Annotated in this window: 19 protein-coding genes and 2 pseudogenes; 6 read left to right on the forward strand and 15 right to left on the reverse strand. The window is 64.0% G+C overall.

Features of this window, described 5'->3' with window-relative positions; genetic code table 11:
- Window positions 1-136, forward strand: a pseudogene (locus XF30_RS39510) (alpha/beta hydrolase); the annotation flags it as partial.
- Window positions 137-176: 40 nt separating this feature from the next.
- On the opposite strand, the gene XF30_RS26420 reads toward XF30_RS39510, so the two are convergent.
- On the reverse strand, window positions 177-1151 hold the full coding sequence (locus XF30_RS26420; protein ID WP_036005440.1) for a magnesium transporter CorA family protein: 975 nt from the start codon (window positions 1149-1151) through the stop codon (window positions 177-179).
- An 84-nt stretch (window positions 1152-1235) separates the two neighbouring features.
- Here XF30_RS26420 and XF30_RS26425 point away from each other — a divergent pair, with 84 nt between their 5' ends.
- On the forward strand, window positions 1236-2255 hold the full coding sequence (locus XF30_RS26425) for an arginase family protein (protein WP_244609022.1): 1020 nt from the start codon (window positions 1236-1238) through the stop codon (window positions 2253-2255).
- Window positions 2256-2282: 27 nt separating this feature from the next.
- Here XF30_RS26425 and XF30_RS26430 read toward each other — a convergent pair whose 3' ends face one another.
- The 3 genes from XF30_RS26430 to styA form a co-directional block, all read right to left on the reverse strand.
- Window positions 2283-2810, reverse strand: coding sequence for a flavin reductase family protein (locus tag XF30_RS26430; RefSeq protein WP_109144305.1), 528 nt, complete (start codon window positions 2808-2810; stop codon window positions 2283-2285).
- On the reverse strand, window positions 2810-3112 hold the full coding sequence (locus XF30_RS26435; protein WP_057030019.1) for an EthD family reductase: 303 nt from the start codon (window positions 3110-3112) through the stop codon (window positions 2810-2812). Before XF30_RS26435 ends, XF30_RS26430 begins: the two co-directional genes overlap by 1 nt.
- Before the next feature lie 69 nt (window positions 3113-3181).
- On the reverse strand, window positions 3182-4432 hold the full coding sequence (styA, locus tag XF30_RS26440) for a styrene monooxygenase subunit StyA (RefSeq protein WP_109144306.1): 1251 nt from the start codon (window positions 4430-4432) through the stop codon (window positions 3182-3184).
- Window positions 4433-4524: 92 nt separating this feature from the next.
- Between styA and XF30_RS26445 the strand changes: the two genes are divergently transcribed.
- Complete coding sequence (locus XF30_RS26445; protein ID WP_109144307.1) at window positions 4525-5481, forward strand: LysR family transcriptional regulator; 957 nt, start codon at window positions 4525-4527, stop codon at window positions 5479-5481.
- Window positions 5482-5699: 218 nt separating this feature from the next.
- Window positions 5700-6287, forward strand: coding sequence for a tetratricopeptide repeat protein (locus XF30_RS26450; RefSeq protein WP_146207750.1), 588 nt, complete (start codon window positions 5700-5702; stop codon window positions 6285-6287).
- Window positions 6288-6554: 267 nt separating this feature from the next.
- On the opposite strand, the gene XF30_RS26460 is transcribed toward XF30_RS26450, so the two are convergent.
- A complete protein-coding gene (locus tag XF30_RS26460; RefSeq protein ID WP_146207751.1) occupies window positions 6555-7016 on the reverse strand; it encodes a hypothetical protein in 462 nt (153 codons plus the stop codon).
- Between the two features lie 553 nt (window positions 7017-7569).
- On the opposite strand from XF30_RS26460, the gene XF30_RS26465 reads away from it, so the two are divergent.
- Window positions 7570-7812 carry a hypothetical protein gene (locus tag XF30_RS26465; RefSeq protein ID WP_051056887.1) on the forward strand — a complete coding sequence of 81 codons (243 nt, stop codon included), beginning with the start codon at window positions 7570-7572 and terminating at the stop codon, window positions 7810-7812.
- 136 nt (window positions 7813-7948) lie between these two features.
- Here XF30_RS26465 and XF30_RS26470 read toward each other — a convergent pair whose 3' ends face one another.
- The 8 genes and pseudogenes from XF30_RS26470 to XF30_RS26505 all read right to left on the reverse strand — a co-directional run bounded on the left by XF30_RS26470 (window position 7949) and on the right by XF30_RS26505 (window position 17484).
- Window positions 7949-8335 (reverse strand): nuclear transport factor 2 family protein, encoded by a 387-nt coding sequence (locus XF30_RS26470; protein WP_036023492.1) that lies wholly within the window; start codon window positions 8333-8335, stop codon window positions 7949-7951.
- A gap of 208 nt (window positions 8336-8543) precedes the next feature.
- Window positions 8544-10199, reverse strand: coding sequence for an amidase family protein (locus XF30_RS26475; protein ID WP_109144311.1), 1656 nt, complete (start codon window positions 10197-10199; stop codon window positions 8544-8546).
- A gap of 377 nt (window positions 10200-10576) precedes the next feature.
- Window positions 10577-12070, reverse strand: coding sequence for an ABC transporter substrate-binding protein (locus XF30_RS26480; RefSeq protein ID WP_109144312.1), 1494 nt, complete (start codon window positions 12068-12070; stop codon window positions 10577-10579).
- Window positions 12071-12126: 56 nt separating this feature from the next.
- Window positions 12127-13131, reverse strand: coding sequence for an ABC transporter ATP-binding protein (locus XF30_RS26485; RefSeq protein ID WP_109144313.1), 1005 nt, complete (start codon window positions 13129-13131; stop codon window positions 12127-12129).
- Window positions 13128-14141, reverse strand: a complete 1014-nt coding sequence (locus tag XF30_RS26490) for an ABC transporter ATP-binding protein (protein WP_192893262.1) — start codon at window positions 14139-14141, stop codon at window positions 13128-13130. The genes XF30_RS26485 and XF30_RS26490 overlap by 4 nt, the downstream gene beginning before the upstream one ends.
- A 2-nt stretch (window positions 14142-14143) precedes the next feature.
- Window positions 14144-15019: an ABC transporter permease gene (locus XF30_RS26495; protein WP_109145857.1), complete on the reverse strand. Its 876-nt coding sequence runs from the start codon at window positions 15017-15019 to the stop codon at window positions 14144-14146.
- Window positions 15020-15030: 11 nt separating this feature from the next.
- Window positions 15031-15978: pseudogene (locus tag XF30_RS26500) on the reverse strand (ABC transporter permease); the annotation flags it as partial.
- A gap of 84 nt (window positions 15979-16062) precedes the next feature.
- Window positions 16063-17484 carry an amidase gene (locus XF30_RS26505; protein ID WP_192893263.1) on the reverse strand — a complete coding sequence of 474 codons (1422 nt, stop codon included), beginning with the start codon at window positions 17482-17484 and terminating at the stop codon, window positions 16063-16065.
- 124 nt (window positions 17485-17608) lie between these two features.
- On the opposite strand from XF30_RS26505, the gene XF30_RS26510 reads away from it, so the two are divergent.
- Window positions 17609-18496, forward strand: coding sequence for a LysR family transcriptional regulator (locus XF30_RS26510; RefSeq protein WP_036005494.1), 888 nt, complete (start codon window positions 17609-17611; stop codon window positions 18494-18496).
- Between the two features lie 6 nt (window positions 18497-18502).
- Here XF30_RS26510 and XF30_RS26515 read toward each other — a convergent pair whose 3' ends face one another.
- Together XF30_RS26515 and XF30_RS26520 are read right to left on the reverse strand one after the other, a co-directional pair.
- On the reverse strand, window positions 18503-19438 hold the full coding sequence (locus tag XF30_RS26515) for a carbohydrate kinase family protein (protein ID WP_109145858.1): 936 nt from the start codon (window positions 19436-19438) through the stop codon (window positions 18503-18505).
- A gap of 5 nt (window positions 19439-19443) precedes the next feature.
- On the reverse strand, window positions 19444-20200 hold a 757-nt coding region (locus XF30_RS26520; protein WP_244609023.1), incomplete at its 5' end, for an FGGY-family carbohydrate kinase.

Here is a 20200-nt window from a genome sequence, read left to right on the forward strand (position 1 = left end):
ACGGCTCGCCGCACTGCTGTCGCAGGCAGGTGCGAGCGTCACCCACAAGGTGCTGCCGGCAGGCCATCAATTGTCGCAAGCTGACGTGACGCTCGCCCGCGACTGGATCAGCAAGGCGGACGCCAAGGCCGCATGATCGAGCAGCGGCGCATCGTTTGAACGATGCGCCGCTGCCATCACTCGAACCAGCCGCGCCGCTTGAACCAGATCAGCGGCAACAGGCCGCTGGCGATGATTGCGAGCCAGGCCAGCGGATAGCCGAAGCTCCAGTCCAATTCGGGCATGTGCTTGAAGTTCATGCCCCAGACGCCGACCATGATGGTTGGCGGCACGCCGACGACTGAGACGATCGTCAGGATCTTGAACAGCTCGTTCTGCTGGATGTTGATGAAGCCGAGCACGGCATCGAGCAGCAGCTGGATCTTGTCCGACAATCGCGTCTCGTAATCGCTGAGCGAGACGACGTCCTTGGACACGGCTTCCAGACGCTTCTTCGAGGATGCCGTGATCCACTCGCTGCCGACGTCGCCGGCAAACGCGGCAACGCGGCCCACCCCGAGCAGGACATCGCGCGCCTTGGCGAGCCGGTCGGCCAGCTCGCCGACAGTCTCCAGGGCCTCCCGCATCCTGCGGCTGGAGCGCACCGGGCGCTGGGTGCGCACCAGCCCGCCCCTAAAGACACCGCGCGAGAGCTGGTCGACCTTGCCGCCGAGATGCTCCAGGACATCGGCGCCGCGATCGATCATGGCCTCGAGCAGGCTGACGAACACGCACATGCCGTTCTCCAGGCTGTCATCGGAGCCGATGCGCTTGCCGATGTCGTCGAAGATCGGCAGCTCTGCAAAGCGCACCGTCACCAGCACATGCGGGCCGATGACGAAGCCCACCGGCGTGATCTCGGCCTCGTCGGCCTCGGTGACCCGGACCGCGGGCGAACTGAGATAGAGCGTGCCGTGGTCGAAGATCAGGCGGCTCGACGCCTCGATCTCGCTGAGCGAGTCTTCCGAGGGAATGCGGATGCCGAGCAGCCGCTCGACGAACTGCTTTTCCTCGTCGGTACCGTTTAGAAGATCGGCCCAGATGACCTCCGTGGGCATTTCCGCGCCGATGCCGTGCCAGTCGTCGGACGGCCATCTGTAAAGTCTAAGCAAGAACCGAACTCCGTGGCCGCATCATCATGCCGGATGGCGCCGCCGACTAACGCATGAGAGTTCCAGACGTTCAAGACCCTCCAAGTGACAGCGGTATTCCAGGGGACATCGAGATACCGACCGGAACACGGTCGAGCGAGGCACGTTGACGGACGCGCGGGTGATCCATGGATACGCGTAGTGCATCCCGACATGACGACATTCCTGGGTGTTGAGGCCTGCGACTTGACCGCCCCACTGCCGGCGGTTGACGCGATCCTGTTCGGCGCGTCGGATGCCACCCCGTACCTCGCAGGTCAGACCAGCCATGCCGCAAGAGCGCCCGACGTCATCCGTCGCGCGCTGCGTCACTATGAGAGCGATCTCACCCGCTGGGATTTCGATCAGGACGCCGAGCTGCTCGATCCGAGCAAAATGAGGGTCTTGGACGGTGGAAACGTCCCGACCGACCCAATGACGCCGGAGAGCAACCGTGATGCCATCAGAGCAGCCACGCAGGCCGTCCTTTCGGTCGGCGCCGTTCCGATCCTCCTGGGCGGTGATGATTCCGTCCCCATTCCTTTCTTCGAGGCGTTCCAGGACTGCAAGGGACTGACAGTCGTGCAGATCGACGCCCACCTTGATTGGCGGGATCAGCGAAACGGATCGGGCTATACCTTCTCCAGCACGATGCGGCGCGCCAGCGAATTGCCCTGGGTCAAGCGCATCGTGCAGGTCGGCTTGCGCGGCATCGGCGGCTCCGGTCGCGCCGAATTCGACGATGCAAAGGCGTGGGGCGCGAAGATCTTCACGGCAAGACATGTCCAGCATCACGGGATCGCAAGCGTGCTCGACGCGATCGAGGCTGACGGCGAGTGCCTGATGACCATCGATTGCGACGGTCTCGATCCCTTGGTCATCCCCGGTGTGCTCGTCCCACAGCCCGGCGGCCTGTCCTATTTCGACGTTGTCGATCTCATACGGGGTGTCGCGGCAAAGTCCAGAATAGTCGGCCTGGACATCGTCGAATTCGTTCCCGAGCGCGATGTGCAGAATCTTGGAGCGATTGCGATCGCGCGGATCATATGCAATGCGCTGGGTTGCATTGGGAGACGGAAGGTATAGTGGTTCACCCTTCCGAGCACAGTCGTCTCAGGTCCACCATCCGTCACCGGGATAGGAAACACGATCCGCGGAAGAGATTTCCATCCCGACGCCCGTTCGAAGACGGCTGGCGTAGAATGCGAGAGGCGTTCCCTCATTGTGCCGGCACCAGCGCACCTCGCCGATGAAGAGCGTGTGGTCGGCGATATCGATCGATTGGACCACCTCGCAGGCGAACTGCGCGATCGCCTGCGGGAGCACGAAAAATCCTTGGCGAGCGACGAGCGGCGGAGCGTCGCGCAACAAGGGCCTTCCGGCAAAGTGCGCGCAGATCGCGGCGTCTTCCGCATGCAGGACATTGACCGAATAGACGCCGGACCTGGCCACAGCCTGCCACGTCCGCCCGTGCATGAGAGAGACAAGCACCGTCGGCGGGTTTGCCGAAACGGTCGTGAAGCTGTTGGCGGTCATGCCGAGCGGCGCGCCATCCTCATCGACGGTCGCGACGACCGTAATGCCCGTCGCGAACCGCGATGCGGCTGCCCGAAAACCGACCGGTTCGGCAACGTGACCCATTACGCGCCTTCGATCTTGAAATGGCAGAGTGTCGCCCCCTTGGGCGAATAGTTTGGCACGTCGGCTGCGACCTTCCGGCCGATCTCCGAACCGAGCGCCGCGTCCATCGCAGCCGCATCGGAGAAGAATGCCTGGAAGATGCAGAACGGCGCCTCCCCCGGTCCGAGTCGTTGGGGGAAAGCGTAATGATGACGCACCAGACCAGGGAGCGTCGCTGCCAGGGGGGCATGCTTGTCGACGTAGTAGGCCCTGAAAGCCGATGGATCGTCGGGCGTCGGGTAAAGAACGGTCAGGCAATGCATTGGTGTTCCTCTCAGACATGGTTCAGCATCCGCCCAGGAGCGGAACTGAGTCCGTACGGCGGTTCGTCGTCAGGCGGCGATCCTGCCGCTTCTATCGATCCAGGCGTGGATGCGTTTGTCGCTCGCCAGACGATCCCACTGGCGCTCCGGATAATTGAAGTTCTCGGTGAACTCGTCGCAAAGCTCCCGGTCCTGCGACATGGCGAAGATCAGCCGGCCCATGGCTTCCGATGGCGGCTGCAGCATCATGTTGGTCCAGCGGGCAGCGGCAAGCACGCGGTTCTCGCGCGCACGGTCGACGTCCTCGACGAAGCGCGCATCGAATGCCACCGCATCGACGATCGCCTTGCCGAGCTCGAAGGCCGCATATGAGGCCATGTTGGCGCCCTGGCCCATCAAGGGATCGACGACGGAGTGAACGTCGCCCAAGGCAATGGCGAGCTTGTCGCCGTCGAAAGCCACCCAGGACTGCCGCACCGTTGGCACCACCGCGCCTTGCAGCAGGTCGAGAGGCTGGGCCAGCCCGAAGCGGTGCGTGTCGATGCGGTTGTAGGTGTGCGGATGATGCTTTTCCAGCTTGTCCAGAAGGGTCTGGCGGAATGCTGCCGGGTTGGCATCGTAGCTGAGCGAGACCAGGTCGGCCATGTCGCCGCCGGGAATGTTTTCCATCAACAGCGCCGTTTTCATGCCGCCGAAGCTCAGCGTGGGGATGACGATCATCTCGCCATGGCCGGGCGAGACGGACAGGGTGACGCCGCGCGGATCGTCGTCATCCGGGCTGCCGTGATCGACGCCGTCGTACAGGCCGACGCAAAGCAGGCGCTGCGGCCGATCGTACGGAGAGAGTTCGGGCCGGTGAGCGAACATGCGCCCGAGGGCGCCCTTGCCCGTGGAGACGACGAGAAGGTCGAAGCGGGAGACCAGCGCCGGGATGTCGTCATCCTGAATGCTGGCATATTCGATGCGGCCGCCACGATCCTCGAAGTCCTTCATCAGGGCCGGCAGGTAGATCCGATAATCCACCGCGCGGCTCGGCCGCTGAAATGCTCCGCGGAACAGGAGTCCGCCGTTCGGGAAATTGAAGTAATGATCGTGGTGGTGATAGACCACTTGGGGATCGTCCCAGTGGTTCACGCCGAGCTCGTTCTCGCGCGCGATGGTGACGCTGTGATGCGCGACGGTGTTCATCAGCCGTGTCGCCGCATACTGCTCCGGGGCGCGGTCCGTCAGCACGGTTGCCGCAATGCCCTGCTTCTGCAGGTAGAGCGCCAGATGCAGGCCGCCGATGCCGGCCCCGAGAATGCCGATCGATTTGCTCATTCGTGTCCTCCCCTGAACGCAGGAAGGCTAGACCGGACCAGCCATGCCGTATATGGAATGGTCAGAATAATATAAATTCCGGCGAGGAATGAATGGACCGGATCGAGGCGCTGCAGACCTTCATCCGGGTGATGGAGGCAGGGAGTTTCACCCAGGCCGCCGACGACCTCGGTTTGGGTCAGCCGGCGATCAGCAAGCGCATCGCGCTGCTGGAAGCCGAGTTTCGCTGCCGACTGTTCGTGCGCACCACGCGCAAGCTGCGGCCGACCCCGGAAGCCGACCGCGTGTTGAAATACGCCAAGGACATCGTCGCGCTGCTCGAGAGCGCCGGCGCGCCGACGCAAAGCCGGATTGGCAATCCGTCAGGGACGTTGCGCATGACGGTGCCGACGTCGTTCGGCCGCTTCTTCTTCCGTGAGATCTTCGCCGAATATACCCGCCGCTATCCTGATGTCCGGCTGGACGTCAGTTTTACGGAACAGTTCGTCGACCTCATCGAAACCGGGACCGAGCTTGCGATACGGATCGGCAGCCTCAATTCGAGCTCGCTGGTGGCGCGGCGGGTGGGCACCATTAAACGCCTGCTGGTGGCGGCGCCCGCGCTGCTTGCGCGTCATCAGGTGCCTTCGCTGCCGGACCATCTGCGCCGCATGCCCTGCGTCACCTACTCACGCCTGTCGCAGAAGAATCAGTGGGCGTTCGAATCCGAAACCGGCCGTTACGTCGTGGACATCGCGCCGGCGATGACCTGCGACGATGCGGACGTGATGACGCTGGCTGCATTGGAGGGGATAGGCGTCGCCGTGCTGCCGAACTGGTGCACCGTCGAGCACATCGCGGCCGGCCGTCTCGTCCATGTGCTGCCCGACTTCGTCGTGCCGCCGCTGCCCATGCACATCGTCTATCCCGACCCGCAATGGATGTCACACCGGGCGCGACTGTTCCGCGATCTGATCATCGAGCGTGCGGACGTCTTTGCGCTCGCTGATCGCTTTCGAAACGCCGATCTCGCCCCTTCGGCAACCACGGAAACTGGCTCGTTCCGTTGAGCGTGTGACGTCTGGAAGGGGTCACAAAGCGGAGCGAGGTAAGCACGTCTCCGCGTCCGGTCTAGCCCTGAGAGCCAACATTGCGATGGCCTCAGCATTGTTCGGCTCAGGGGCCAGAAGCGGACAAACGTCGCTTCCAATTGTTTGCCGCAGAGTGGTGTTTCCTTAATTTCCTTTGTGACAAAATCCGAGGATCGCAGGGATATTGCCTTGAACGAATGCGACTTTCACTAACGGCCCGCGCTGACAATCTCGCCAAGCGTCGTAGCAAGATTCCTGAATGGATCGCTGCTGCATCGTCCGGCGACGTGGACGCTCAGTTGGCCCTCGCCTGGGAGTATGCCCGAGGCGATGCCGTTGCCCCCGATCTCGTGACAGCATGGAACTGGTTTGATCGTGCCGCCTCATCTGGTCAGGAGAACGGTGTCTTACATCGAGCCCGCTTCCTTCAGCTTCGCGGTGTCCCGGAGGGGGTACGAGAACTTCGCAAGCTCGCCGTCAAGGGTAATTGGAACGCACAGTTTTGGCTCGCGACGCACTATCAGTCCCAAGACGGGCGCTTGAACCAGTTGAGAGCCGCCGTGTGGTACGACCGATCCTACAAAAACGGCTGCCTCGGCGGTAAGCTCGCCAAGCTGGCGCAACTGAGAAGAACCGCGCATCAACCCTTCAGAACTGTACTTGCCGTCAGGCTCGTCATTGAAGCGTTTTCGTTCTTCCAGCAAATTTTTCGTCAAGAGCAGAAGATCGAACTCCACGAGGTGCTTCTGTATCGCTTAAAGAGCAGACCTCGTGAGAGCAGCTAATCGGCGGTTGAAGTCGCTTCGGGTCAAAAGCTTGCGCTAATCGCGAGGTTTCTTGAATATGAAATCAAATGCTGAAGTAGGACACTGCTGCCTCTTCCAATCCGCAAGCCTCTCCTCTTGCTCGTGCAACTCACGATACAGCTCAGACATCCGGGCAAATATCGACCGGATAGTTTCATCATTCGCGGCCTTCGAAATCTGAGCACATCGCTCGGCCGTGTCGAGATTCTCGCTCATGAATGCTGTCTCTACGCTACAACTAGGCCCTTACCTTAGCCTTCCGGCCAGACGTCTCGGATGCCTCAAGGCATGCTTGTACTCAAAACGGGAAATGAACGGCCAAGCATTGTAATCTCCAGCCGCAAGAAAGCCGGAGGCACGATCGTGAGAAATCGTATTGTGCCAACTCAACCACATCGGGCGGGCACGTCGCATCGGGTGGAGGCCGGGCAATGAAATCTTCGGCCAACGGTACTCAAAGTCGCCGTCGAGAAACAATATCCAGCGCAGCACTTCGCGTTTCCAGACCGGATCGAGGCTGTGACGTCGGACCAAGCGATGCTCCTTCATATCGCTGTAGAGGAGCCACGACATGTCTGTAATCGCCCAGATCGCTGGGTCCCCGTCGTTCACCGGCATAGTTCGTTCAAACTGATCGTTGGTAATCGAGCCGGCAATCAGGTGTCTAAGGTTTCCTGAAAGCTGGTCGCGTGCTACGCGATCTATCATCCTGCTGCTCCGATCCGGCCGGTGGATCATTCACCCGGCAAACCTTCCGTTGAGTTAGCAGCTTTGCTCGCAGTTGAGAGAAATCTAGCGAGGTCCGCTTCGGGTCAAAAGCCGCCGATTTGCCCAGCAGCCGGGGCGCTTCCGGTTTACCCCGCTTCCGGACAACTCGTCGCTACGCCCTAATGGAAGCGATGGGCCAACAGCGGAAGTCGCGCTCATTCGATCACCTCGTTGCGCAGATAAGTCCTTGGCTCAGATTTAATTTCGGCAGCCCGGGGCAATGTGCCGCACGCCGGTTGATGGAAACGCGGTTCGGGGATGAGAAAAAAGGAGCTTCCGATTTCGGCGTAGCGGAGTTGATACCGCACGGGATCACCACACTGGCGCCTGACCTTCCGCCGCCACTGTGGGGCCAAGTCGCTCGGGCGGGGGTCGCATGGTGGTCGGCGCACGAGACGAAAAGTTCCACTCCGGCGGCCTGCCTGTGACTGCGTCCGTATAGGCAAATCGCGGAGCGACGCTCCGACGTCGGCTTTCGGGGAGCACACGCGTCATGGATGAAATCCTGCGTTGGGTGGCGACAGTCGGCACGATCGGCGCCGGGCTGATCCTAGCTGCCCGGGCGCGGCCACTCATTACCGGCTGGGCCTTCGTCGTACTGAGCGGTGCATCGGTGATCTGGATCGTCGTCGGCTATCTAACAGCGGAATATGCGCTGATGGTGCAAAACGTGGTGGTGACACTTATCAACGTGTTCGGCGTCTACCGGTGGCTGATCTGGAAAGGAAATGTATGAAAGCGTTCTGCCTGCGCGCTCTGCCGTCCGAGCGCCAATTGTCGGCACGCAGGTTACTTCCGATTTCCGCGATGAGCCGAGAACAGAGACGCTGCCTGGACCTGCACCTCTGGGCCACATTCGGACATGTGCGTCGTTAGGCTGACGAAGATCCTTCAACAATCTTCCAATACGAGTCCTTGCGGATCACCTCGTCCGCGCGAAAAGTGTAAAAGTCACATCCTCGGACCTCGATCTTTTTTCCTTCACCTGTAGTGCCCGTTAGCGTCCATTTTGAAATGCCCGTGTTTGCCATCGTATCCACAAAATGCTCGGCGTCGCCGTAGTGAACATCCGGTAAGCCTTCAAAGCGCGTCGCGAGCCCGTCTCGTACGTTGCGTTTGCCCTCGAAGCGAGATCCCCAAGGCTTGCTTCCCCTCGGCATCTCCAAGACACAATCGTCAGCAAAGAACTCCATGATGGAATCCAAGTCGTGCGCGTTGAACGCTTCACACAGCGCCGTCAATTTCGATCGAATGTCCATCCTTCCCTCCATCGAGTTCCCGGAAGGGATACAATAACACAAGGGCACACAGGTGAGTTGAAGGGCCGATTAGACGTCTGGTCGATGGCGCCTTCGGGTCACAAAGCGCCCTCCCCAGGGCAGGACGGTGCGTCCGCCAGTTCGGTGAGAACAGACAGCAGATTTATCAGCATGCCACCGCCTCCAACCGGCACATGCACAGTGCACTCTAAAGCGCCGGCAAGCCGGGTGGCGGCTTGCGCTTGGCGGAGGCCTGCTCATACGCGTAGGCCAGGCGCAGCAGCTTGTGTTCGCTCCAGGCGCGGCCTGCGAAGGTAACGCCGAACGGATAATCGGGCGTGTCCTTGCCGTCGACGCCGGCGACGAAGCCGCACGGCACGAGGACACTGGGATAGCCCGCCCTGGCGGCGATTGCGGCGCCTTCGCTGCCCGGGAACAGCACGGCGTCGAGCTTGTGCTGGTTCATGTAGGCATCCATGCCGCGGGTCCTGGCGCTGAGCAGGTCCATGGCGAGTGCCGCCTTGTACTCGCGTTCGCTTAGGTCGCCCCGGGTGAGGTCGGCTGCGAGGAAGTTGTCCTGGCCGAAGCGGAGCGCCTTGCCCGCATTGGCTTCGTTGAAGGCCACGATGTCGGTCATGGTCTTGATGGTGGTGTTGGTCGCCCAATCCCTCAGGTAGAGGTTGAGATCTCGTTTCAACTCGTAGATGAAGACGATCCGCTGCGGGACCGCATTGCCCCTGTTGGCGCTCAGTGGATTGCGGTTGAGCACGGCCATGATCGTACCCGGTCCGCTCATCCAGCCGGCTGTCGGAATGCTGGCGCGCACGATCACGGCGCCGAGATCCTCCAGCACCTTGATCGCTTCCCCTACCACCTTCGCTCCTTTGGGGGGCAGCTTGCGGAAGAAGGGATCATTCAGCGGATCGGCGGGATCGCTCGGCACGCCGATGCGCGCACCTTTCATCGCATCGCGCGTCAGACCGGCGGTGTAATCGGCCGGCCGCCGCTGCTTTTGCGTCGCCGGATCGAGCGGGTCCTTGGCCGCGAGCACATTGAGCAGCAGCGCCGCATCGCGCACGCTGCGCGTCATCGGCCCTGCAGTGTCCAGATTATGCGAGATCGGCACGATGCCAGCACGGCTGATGAGCCCGACCGTCGGCTTCACGGTGACGAGGCCATTCTGGCTGGCGGGAAAGAGCAGCGAGCCCGAGGTCTCCGTGCCGATCGAGGCCGCACACAAGCCCGCCGCCACCGCGACCGCCGAACCCGCGCTCGAGCCGCCCGGGGACACGACGGGGATGCCGTGATCGTCGGCCAGCGCCGGCGCATAGGGATTCTTGACCTGACCGCCCAGCGACGAATAGCCGGAGGGCATGTCGATCGCGAGCATGTTGGAAAACTCGGTCAGGTTCGCCTTGCCGAGGATCACCGCGCCGGCGTCCCGCAGCAACTTGACGAGCGTCGTATCGTCCCGTGCGCGCGCGCCTTCCAGCGCCAGCGAGCCCGCCGTGGTCGGCTGAGCGTCGCCGGTCGCGATGTTGTCCTTCACCAGGATCGGGATGCCGGCCAGCGGCCGCTTGGCCGATGGCTTGACGCCGTCGAACCTGCTCGCGATCGCGAGCGCGTCGGGATTGAGCGCGCGGACCGCGTTGAGCTTGGGCCCGTCGCGGTCGTAGGCTTCAATGCGCGCGAGATAGGCTTTGAGCAGCGCCGTGGCAGTGACATGCCCATCGGCCAAAGCATGAGCGATATCGCTCATCGACGCATGATCGAGCCTTGCATGATCAAGCATTGGGGAGATCGGCGCCTCGGCGCTGACGGCCGCCGCGGCAATGCCGGCATTGCGGCGGGATGATTTCTGCACGGCTGCCTCGACCGACGGCGCGCGTCTCCACCACGAGACTCGAGCATGCCATCATGCCAGTGTTTTGCCCGATGGGTCAACTTTCGGGCGCATCGCGTCGATCACACAGGCGCAACGTGCAAGCCATTGAAATGACTGACCCCGGCTACTGTGCATGGGGTTGTTTTTCAGGTTTTGTTTGGCGTCTTCCTTCTCCCCTTGTGGGAGAAGGTGGCGCGAAGCGCCGGATGAGGGGTATCTCTCCGCGAATTCCGATGAGAGATGTGCACGCGGAGAGAACCCCTCACCCGTCTCGCCGCTGCACGGCGAGCCACCCTCTCCCACAAGGGGAGAGGGGAAGAAAGGCAGCGCGCGGCCTCAGCGGCGCGCCCCTTCGCCTATTCCCAATACCAAGCGGAGAAGTCGTTCTCGAATTGCGGGACTTCCTTCCAGACGCCCTTCAGCTTCTTGTTGATGACGGTGGGCCATTGCGGCTGGAACAGGTAAGCCGAGACCGCATCGGTCGCCAGCATGCGCTGGGCGTCGCCAAGCAGCTTGGCGCGGCCGGCTTCGTCCGGCGTCGAGACGATCTGCTTGTAGAGCGCGTTGAACTTCTCGTTGTTGTAACCGAGGTAGTAATCCGGCTCCGTGATCTTGACGAGGTCGAACGGCTCGACATGGCTGACGATGGTGAGATCGAAATTGTGCGGGCCATTGCCGGCGAACACCTGCGACAGCCATTGCGCCCATTCGACGTTCTCGATCTTGGCGATGATGCCGACCTTGGCGAGCTGGGCCGCGACGATCTCGCCGCCTTGCCGCGCATAGGGCGGCGGCGGCAGCTTCAATGACAGTTCGAGCGGCGTGGTGACGCCGGCTTCAGTCAGCAGCTTCTTGGCCTTCTCGGGATCGTACGGGTTGATGCCGGTGGTGTCGACATAGCCGAGCGATCCCGGCGTGTAGAAGCTGCCGATCGGCGTGCCGTAACCCTCGACCGCGCCGTCGATCAAGGCCTTGCGGTCGATCGCGGCGAGGATGGCGCGGCGAACGCGGACGTCGTCGAGCGGCTTCTTGCGGTGGTTGATGGCCACGATGGTCTTGGCCCTGGAGCCGCCGATCAGCACCGTGAAGCGCGGATCAGACTTGAACTGAGCAACCACGCGGGTCGCGATGCGCGGGAATGCGTCGACGTCGTTCGAGAGCAACGCCGCGGCCTGCGCCGCCGGATCGGAGATGAAGCGGATCGTCACCTTCGACAGCTTGATCGCAGAGGCGTTGCGGTAGTCGGCCCATTTGTTCAGCGTGATCGAAGAGCCCTTGGCCCAGGCCCCTAACTGATAAGGTCCGGTCCCGACCGGCTGCGTGACATTGGTGCCAGCGCTCTTCGGCTCGACGATCGAGCCGCCCGCCTGCCCGAGCAGGAACGGCAGGTTCGGCTCGGAATATTTCACGGTGATCACGACGGTGTCGGCGTCAGGCGTCTCGACCTTCTCGAAGGCCTGGTACAGGCTCTTGTCCTTGTTGGTGCTGGTCGGCGCCGCGTTGCGCTCGAACGAGAACTTCACCGCAGCGGAATCGAACGCTTCGCCATTGTGGAATTTGACGCCCTTGCGCAGCTTGAACGTATAGGTCTTCAGATCGGGCGAAGCGGTCCAGCTCTCGGCCAGCAGCGGCGAGACCGAGCCGTCCTCATTGATCTTGGTCAGCGTCTCATAGATGTTGTAGAGCGTGACCTCGGCGATCGCGGCCGCGGCGGCGTTGGTGGGGTCGAGCCCCGGCGGCTCAAGCGTCATCCCCATGACGACGCTGTCCTTCTTGCTCTGCGCCAGCACCGGCAAAGGCGCCGCGACGAGCGCAGCGGCAAATGCGACGATCGATAGTTTCCTGAACATGCGCAAACTCCCCTGCCAATCCTGTTTCCAGCTTAACGCCAATCCTGCCCCGGACACTAACCTTCCATGGCCGCCTGCGGCAACGCCATCACGGCCTCGGCCTTGTGGCAGGCGGCAAGGTGCCCCTCGCCCACCTTGCGTAACGCAGGCGGAACCTCGCGACAATGCTGGTCGGCATGGGCGCAGCGCGATGCATAGGGGCATCCGGTCGTCACCGCCGAGTGCGAGGCGATCGCCTGGGCCCCGCGGCGGCGCCGGCCAGCTCCGGCGCGAGCCCGCGGCACCGCCTCCAGCAGCGCCCGCGTATAGGGATGGGCGCAGCGCTCGAACAAATCCTCTGGCCGCCCCTGCTCGACGATGCGACCGAGATACATCACCGCGACCTCGTCGCAGAGATAGTCGACCACGGCGAGGTCATGGCTGATCAGGATGTAGCTCAGGCCGAACTGCTCCTGGAGGTCCTGCATCAGGTTCAGCACCTGGGCCTGCACGGAGACGTCGAGCGCCGAGACCGGCTCGTCGGCAACGATCAGCTTCGGCTGGGTGATCAGCGCACGCGCAATCGCGATGCGCTGGCGCTGGCCGCCGGAGAATTCGTGCGGATATTTTTCCATGTCCGCATCGCGCAAGCCGACCTGGCGCAGCACCGCGGCGACGCGGTCGCGAAACGTGGTGCGGTCGGCACCTTCCAGCACGGTCAGCGGCTCGGCGACGATCCGCGCGATGGTCTGCCGCGGATCGAGCGAGCCGTAGGGATCCTGGAACACCATCTGGAAATCACGCCGGGCGCGGCGCAGCTCGTCGGCCGGCAAGCGGTTGAGATCGCGCCCGAGCAGCGCGACCTGTCCTGCGGTCGGCCGCTCCAGCGCCATCACGACGCGCGCGAAGGTGGACTTGCCGGAGCCGGACTCGCCGACGATGCCGAGGCTCTTGCCGGCCCGGACCTGCACACTGACGCCGTTGAGCGCGCGCACCTGCCCCGGCGGACGGAACAGGCTCTCGCGCGGCAGCGTGTAGCGCTGTTCGAGATCCCTGACGTCGAGAAGCGGCGCGGTGCTCATGCGGTCAGCGCTCCGACGCGTTCGGCCATCGACACGTCCGTTCTTATGCAGCGCGCAAAATGGCCGGGCCCGACGTCCACCATCGGCGGCAGCGCGGCGCGGCACTGGTCGATCACGAGCGGACAGCGATCGGAGAAGGTGCAGCCGGACGGCAGATCGGCAAGCTCCGGCACCGTGCCGGAGATCGTCTTCAGCCGCGTCCCCTTGCGCGCGCCGAGCTTGGGCCGGGCACGGAACAGGCCCTGTGTGTAGGGATGGCCCATGCGACGAAACACCTCGTCGGTCGGGCCGCTCTCGACCACGGTGCCGCCATACATCACCATCATGCGCTGGACGTTCTCGGCGATGACGCCGAGGTCGTGCGAGATCAGGATCATGGACATGCCGCGCTCCTCGACGAGATCGGCGATGAGGTCGAGGATCTGGCCCTGGATGGTGACGTCGAGCGCGGTGGTCGGCTCGTCCGCGATCAACAGGTCCGGCTCGCACGCGAGCGCCATCGCGATGGTGACGCGCTGACGCTGGCCGCCGGAGAACTGATGCGGATAGGCATCGACACGACGCGCGGGGTCGGGCAGCCCGACGCGGTCGAGCAAGGCGATTGCTTCCCGACGAGCCTGCGCCGCCGAATAATTCTTGTGACGGCGCAGCGGCTCGGCGACCTGGTTGCCGATCGTATGCATCGGATTGAGCGCTGTCATCGGCTCCTGGAAGATCATGCTGATGCGGTTGCCGCGCAGGCGGCAATAGTCGGAATCCGCAAGTCCGACGAGTTCGTCGCCGTCCAGCTTGACGCTGCCGGTCACGACGGCACTGTCCGCCAGCAACCCCATCAACGACAACGCCGTGACCGACTTGCCGCAGCCGGACTCGCCGACGAGCCCGAGCGTCTCGCCGCGCGTCAGCGCAAAGCTAACACCGCGCACGGCCTGCGCTGGCCCGCGGCTGGTGTTGAGGCGAACGCCGAGATTGTCGACCACGATTAGCGGCATGTTGGAGCACTCGGCCATCGTCATCGCTCCCGCGCCAGCCGGGGATCGAGCAGGTCGCGCAATCCGTCACCGAGCAGGTTGAGGCCGAGCACCGAGATTGCGATCGCAACGCCCGGATAGACCGCGAGCATCGGCGACTGGAACAGCAGCGTCTGCGCATCGTTCAGCATCCGTCCCCAGGACGGCTGCGGCGGCTGCGTTCCGAGGCCGAGATAGGACAGCGCGGCCTCGGCGAGAATGGCGAGCGCGAACTGGATGGTGACCTGCACGATCAGGATCGACAGGATGTTCGGCAGCACATGCTCGATGGTGATGCGGAAGCGCCCCTTGCCTGCCGCCCGTGCCGCCAGCACGAATTCACGCGCCCAGATCGCATTGGCCGAGCCGCGCGTCAGCCGGGTCAAGGTCGGGATCTGGAAGATGCCGATCGCGACGATCGAGGTCACCATGCCTGGCCCCACCACGGCGGCGAGCATGATCGCGGACAGCACGGCCGGAAAGGCGAAGGTGAAATCGGAAAAGCGCATGATGATCTCCTCCGTCCAGCCGCGCCGGGCCGAGGCGATCAGGCCCAGCGTGACGCCGAAGGTGAGGCCAATGCTGACGGCGATGACACCGACCATGATGGTGGATCGGGCGCCCGCAAGCAGCAGCGAGACGATGTCGCGGCCGAAGGAATCGGTGCCGAGCCAATGCGCCGCCGAGGGCGGGCGGAGCTTTGCGGCGATGTCGATTTCGTAAGGCGACCACGGCGTCCATACCAGCGACAACAGTGCCGAAGCCAGCACCAGAAGGCTCAGCGTGCCACCGAGGACGAAGCTGCGGTGGCGCAGCGCGCGGCGCCAGAACGTGCGCGCCGGCAGCGGACGCGTTGCGACGGGCGCGTCGATGGTGATGGGCGCGCTCCCAGGTCGTGCACCTTGATGCGGGGATCGATGAAGGCATAGAGCACATCGACCACGAAATTGACGATCACCACCATCGCGGCGAGCAACATCACGCAATTGCGCACCACGATCAGGTCGCGGTTGGCGATCGACTGGAAGATCAGGCGGCCGAGGCCCGGCAGGTAGAACACGTTCTCGATCACGATGGTGCCGGCGAGCAGATTGGCGAATTGCAGGCCCATCACGGTCATCACGGGGATCATGGCATTCCGCAGCACGTGGCTCCACAGCACCTCGCGCTTGCCGAGGCCCTTTGCGCGGGCGGTGCGGACGAAATCCTCGCGCAGCACTTCGAGCACGGCCGAACGCGTGACGCGCGCGAGGATCGCGGCCTGCACCACCGCGAGCGAGATCGCGGGCAACAGCAGCGACCTGATCCCCGGCCAGATGCCGTCCTCCCAGCCGGCAAAGCCACCTGCCGAAAGCCATTGCAGCCGCACCGAGAACAGCAGCACCAGGAGAATCGCGAACCAGAAATTCGGCAGCGCGATGCCCACTTGCGTCAACGACATCACGCCGACATCGCCGAGCTTGTTGTGGTTGGCGGCGGTGTAGATGCCGGCCGAGAGCGCAAGCGTCACCGTGATCGTCATGGCCATGATCGCGAGCGGAATGGTCAGCACCAGCCGCTCGGCGATCAGGCTGCCGACCGGGGTGCCGTAGACGTAGGAATTGCCGAGATCGCCGACGAGAAGGCCCTTGATCCACTGCAAATAGCGAACCGCCAGCGGCTGGTCGAGCCCGAGCTTGACGGTGAGCGCGCGCACCGCGTCGGGCGAAGCATCGGCGCCCATCAGCATCTGCGCTGCGTTGCCGGGCAGCGCGTCCAGCACCAGGAAGATGATCAGCGATGCGCCGACCAGCGTCGCCAGCAGAGTCAACAGACGTCGGAGGACAAAGACGCTCATGCGCGCTCGGCTTCAGGGCTCACCCAGGCCACGATCAACATGTCCGGACGCCTTAAGCAAGCTCTTTGCTGCATCTCCATCTCCTCAAGACGGCCAGCGGGACAGAAGGTCGGTTGACGCCTCGAACAGAGCGCTCACGCGCAGCAATTCCGCGTCGGCCCGGAAACGGCCGACCAGTTGGAGCCCGATCGGCAGCCCGTCGCGGGCAAAGCCCGAGGGAAGGCTGATCGCGGGGTGACCGGTCATGTTGAACGGCATTGTCCAGGGGAACCAATGCGGCCGGACGCTGTCGTAATGCCTGCCGTCGATCTCGATATTGCCGAACAGGTCCTGCTTGATCGGCAGCGCGGTGCGCGTCAGCGTCGGCATCACCAGCAGGTGACCGCGCGCAAGCAGCGATTGCACGCGGCGGAACAACGCGGTGCGCGCGAACATCGCCTCCTGATAGTCGATGCCGCTGACTTCGCTGGCGAGCGCGAGCTGCTTGAGGAAGGCCTCGCTCAGTTCGTCCCGATGCTCGGCCGCAAGCTTGGCAAAGCGCGTGCGCCAGACGGTGTGGTTGATGGCGCGCCAGATCGGCTCGATGTCGAACCCCTCGCCGGAGAATTCCTCGAGCTCGGCCCCTAACCCGGCCAGCCGGTCGAGGCTCACCTTGAAATTGGCGGCGACTTCGGCCGATACCGGACGGCCCGGCGGCGTCAGGCAGTACAGGATCCTCAGCCCGCGCAAATCACCATGCGGGGCGGCGGTGCCGATGAAGTCGGGCACGGGCACGCCGATCGACCAGGGATCGATAGGATCTTCGCCCGCCATCGCCTGCATCATCAGCGCAGTATCGGCGACGGTCCGGGTGGTCGGCGTGACATAGGTCTGGTTGCCGAACACGTCGAGCGCCTGGCTGTGCGGGATCACGCCGTTGCTCTGCTTCAGGCCCACCACGCCGTTGCAGGCGGCCGGAATTCGTGTCGAGCCGCCGCCGTCGGTCGCAATAGCGAGCGGCGCGATGCCGCTCGCCACAGCGACCGCCGCGCCGCCGCTGGAGCCGCCGGAGGAACGGCAGGCGTCCCACGCATTGCGGGTCCGGCCGAACAAGGGTGAATCGGTGAGGCACTTGCTGCCGAACTCCGGCGTCGTGGTCTTGCCGATCAGGATCGCGCCTTCGCTGCGCAACCGCGCGACGGCGACGGCATCCTCGGCCGGCACATTATCCTTGTAGGGAACGGCGCCGAAGGTGGTCTTGACCCCCTTGGTATTGACGATGTCCTTGACGGTTACGGGGATGCCGTGCAGCAGGCCGAGCGGTTCGCCCGCCATCACCTTGCGCTCGGCTTCGCGCGCCGCTGCGATCGCCTCGTCGCCGCACAACGTGACGAAGCAGTTCAATTCGGGCTGGAGGGCCTCGGCGCGGGCAAGCACAGCGCGGGTGAGCTCGACTGGCGAAATCCGCTTTGCCGCGACGAGACCGCGCAGCTCGGTCGCGGACAACAGACAGGGATCGCCGTTCATCGTCACATCACGCTCCGAAGCGGGCCGCCGTTGGCCTGAAGACATTGACAGCGAGAATGACAGTTTTGTTAACTCGCCGTCCAATACGATTTTTATCGCCAACCCATACGCTCTCGGTATGCCAATGGATCTTCGCCGGCTCCGCTATTTTGTCGCCGTCGCCGAGGCGCGCAGCATCGGCAAGGCGGCCGAGCAGCTCCGGATGGCGCAGCCGCCGCTCTCGGTCCAGATCCGCAAGCTCGAGGCCGAGATCGGCGCGCCGCTGTTCCGCCGCGGCACCCGTGGCATGGATCTGACCGAGGCCGGCCAGGCATTGCTGGCGCGCGCCAGCGAAGCGCTGGCGTTGGCAGCCGACGGCGCCGAAGCCGCACGCGCGGTTGCTTCGGGACGGCGCGGCCGGCTGTCAGTCGGTTACATGTTCGTGCTGGCGAATGCGATGTTGCCGCGACTCATCCCCGAACTGCGCCGCGCCGTTCCCGGCGTCGATCTCAGCTTCGTTGAGCTGAGCGCCTCAACGCGCGAGGCCCGCGTGCTCGACCGCAGCGTCACAGTCGCGCTGTGTATGCCCGCAATCAATCATCCCGAGATACAGGTGGCAAAGATCGGTGCACAGCCTTTCATGCTGGCCATGCCGATCCGCTCGCCACTCGCCCGCTTGAGCTCGGTGCCGATGGCCCGGCTGCAGGGCCGCCCGCTGATCGCACTCCCGCATCCGGACCATGGGCCCGCCTCCTCCGCGGTCGTCCCTTTATTGCGTCGGCACCAGGTGGTGATGCCGATCGCCAGCCGGGTGGAGACGGTGCATTCGGCGATGAGCCTGGTCCTGGCCGGCGAAGGTCTCGCCATCCTGCCGGCCTGCGCACAGCTCGGCGCGCCACGCGGAGTCGTGTTCAGACCCCTGCGTGACGTCACTGACTCCCTCGACATCGCAGTCTGTTGGCGGCGGGACTCCCACAGTCCGTTGATCGGAACCTTCCTCAAATGTGCCGAGAAGGCCGTCGCGCGGATGTGACGTGGGCTACCAGTCCCAATTGATCTCGTGGCTCCAAGGCGGATCGGCGCCCGGACGGGTGCAGGTCAGGCCGGCACAATTGGCGGCGAAGGACAGCGCACGGCGGAGCTCGTCCGCGCCGATGTCCTTCAATCTCGGCCGGGCGATGCGATCCTGCTTGTAAAGTGCCAACAGCAGCGCCGCCTGAAAGCTGTCGCCGGCGCCAATAGTGTCCGCCACCTCGACCTTCGGTGCTTGCACTTCGATCTGCCCTGCTTGCGCATGCCAGGCTATGGCACCGTTGTTGCCGCGGGTGATGACGACGAGGCTCGTCCCCTGCCCCAGCAATGTGCTCGCGCGCTGCTGATACGGCTCCTCGCCGAAGAGATAGGCGAAATCGACGTCCGACATCTTGATGAGATCGGCGCTTCCGGCGAACTCGGCCATTCGGCCGAGATAGGTTGGCTTGTCCTTGACGAGGTTCGGTCGGCAGTTCGGATCGAAGGAGATCGTGGACGACGCCCGCGCGTCTGCGATCAGCACCTTGGTCTCGGCCGCACCCTGGTCGTTGACCAGCGTGGTCGAGCCGACATGGACGGCCTCGACAGTATCGAACGGAATGGACCCATGCCGGTAAGTCCAGTTCCGCGTCGCGGTCTCGGCATCGTAGAAGGCGTAGTGCGACTCGCCCGCGACAATGCGGACAAAGGCGAGCGTGGTCTGGTGGTCGCTGCGGGTGGCGAGATCGAGTGCAACCTTCGATGCGGAGGCATGATCGGCGATCATGCGCCCGAACAGGTCGGTCGAGATGCCGCCGACGAAACCAGTCGGCGCGCCCAGCCGCGCCATGCCGATCGCGACGTTGAGGCAGGAGCCGCCGACCGCGGGCATCACCGCTTCGCGCCCTTCGACGTTTCGCGTCGGCACGAAATCGATCAGCGCGTCGCCGCAGGCAATCAGCATGTCCTTCAACCTCTCGCGACGCTGCGCATCGCGGCACGGCTGCCGCGATCGAGCTCGCGCAGCAGCTTGTAGACCTCGCGCTTGCGGGCGTGAAACGCGGCCATATCAGGCGCGGTCGGCTCGCTCTTGCGCCCCAGCGCCGACATCTTGGCCATGGTCTCACCGATCGAGGCATAGGCGCCACCGGCGACCGCCCCTAACATCGCGGCGCCCAGCAGCACCGGCTCCTTCGTCTGCGGCAACGCGACCGTGAGACCGGTGGTATCCGCCATGATCTGCCGCACCAAAGGACTGCGGCTGGCACCGCCACCCATGATCATGATGCTGGAGCGGACCCCATGCGCGGCAAAAGCCTCGATGACCTCCGCAAGCCCGTAGGCAAGACTGCAGAGGCCGGCGACGAACAGCCGTTCCATCGCGGCGATGTCGGTGTCGAGATCAAGGCCCGCGATCACCGCGCGCGTGTCGGGATCGGCATAGGGCGAGCGGTTGCCAATGAATTCCGGCAGCACGTGGACGTCGCGCGCCAGCAGCGCGGCGCGGCTGGCACCGCCGGAGCGCGCGATGATGCGGCGCTCGAGGAAATCGATGAGATCGAGGCCTTCGCTGCGTGCCGCCGCGCTCGCCTCGCCATGGCCGGGATGCGACTTGAGGAGATGATCGATCGCAGCGCCCGCGGCGGACTGCCCGCCTTCATTGAGCCAGAAATCCGGCACCATGCCGGAATAATAGGGACCCCAAACGCCCGGCACGAAGCACGGC

The sequence above is a fragment of the Bradyrhizobium sp. SUTN9-2 genome (genome assembly GCF_003122645.1).
In the GTDB taxonomy this organism is placed as follows: Bacteria; Pseudomonadota; Alphaproteobacteria; order Rhizobiales; family Xanthobacteraceae; genus Bradyrhizobium; species Bradyrhizobium yuanmingense.

Bases quoted from the DNA above. Each gene is read 5' to 3' on its own strand.
- XF30_RS26430 (WP_109144305.1), bottom strand. From the start codon at position 2,810: ATGGGTCACGTTGCCGAACCGGTCGGTTTTCGGGCAGCCGCATCGCGG.
- XF30_RS26485 (WP_109144313.1), bottom strand. From the start codon at position 13,131: ATGAGCACCGCGCCGCTTCTCGACGTCAGGGATCTCGAACAGCGCTAC.
- XF30_RS26470 (WP_036023492.1), bottom strand. From the start codon at position 8,335: ATGGACATTCGATCGAAATTGACGGCGCTGTGTGAAGCGTTCAACGCG.
- XF30_RS26510 (WP_036005494.1), top strand. From the start codon at position 17,609: ATGGATCTTCGCCGGCTCCGCTATTTTGTCGCCGTCGCCGAGGCGCGC.
- XF30_RS26450 (WP_146207750.1), top strand. From the start codon at position 5,700: ATGCGACTTTCACTAACGGCCCGCGCTGACAATCTCGCCAAGCGTCGT.
- XF30_RS26435 (WP_057030019.1), bottom strand. From the start codon at position 3,112: ATGCATTGCCTGACCGTTCTTTACCCGACGCCCGACGATCCATCGGCT.
- styA (WP_109144306.1), bottom strand. From the start codon at position 4,432: ATGAGCAAATCGATCGGCATTCTCGGGGCCGGCATCGGCGGCCTGCAT.
- XF30_RS26445 (WP_109144307.1), top strand. From the start codon at position 4,525: ATGGACCGGATCGAGGCGCTGCAGACCTTCATCCGGGTGATGGAGGCA.
- XF30_RS26515 (WP_109145858.1), bottom strand. From the start codon at position 19,438: ATGCTGATTGCCTGCGGCGACGCGCTGATCGATTTCGTGCCGACGCGA.
- XF30_RS26505 (WP_192893263.1), bottom strand. From the start codon at position 17,484: ATGAACGGCGATCCCTGTCTGTTGTCCGCGACCGAGCTGCGCGGTCTC.
- XF30_RS26460 (WP_146207751.1), bottom strand. From the start codon at position 7,016: ATGATAGATCGCGTAGCACGCGACCAGCTTTCAGGAAACCTTAGACAC.
- XF30_RS26465 (WP_051056887.1), top strand. From the start codon at position 7,570: ATGGATGAAATCCTGCGTTGGGTGGCGACAGTCGGCACGATCGGCGCC.
- XF30_RS26490 (WP_192893262.1), bottom strand. From the start codon at position 14,141: ATGGCCGAGTGCTCCAACATGCCGCTAATCGTGGTCGACAATCTCGGC.
- XF30_RS26480 (WP_109144312.1), bottom strand. From the start codon at position 12,070: ATGTTCAGGAAACTATCGATCGTCGCATTTGCCGCTGCGCTCGTCGCG.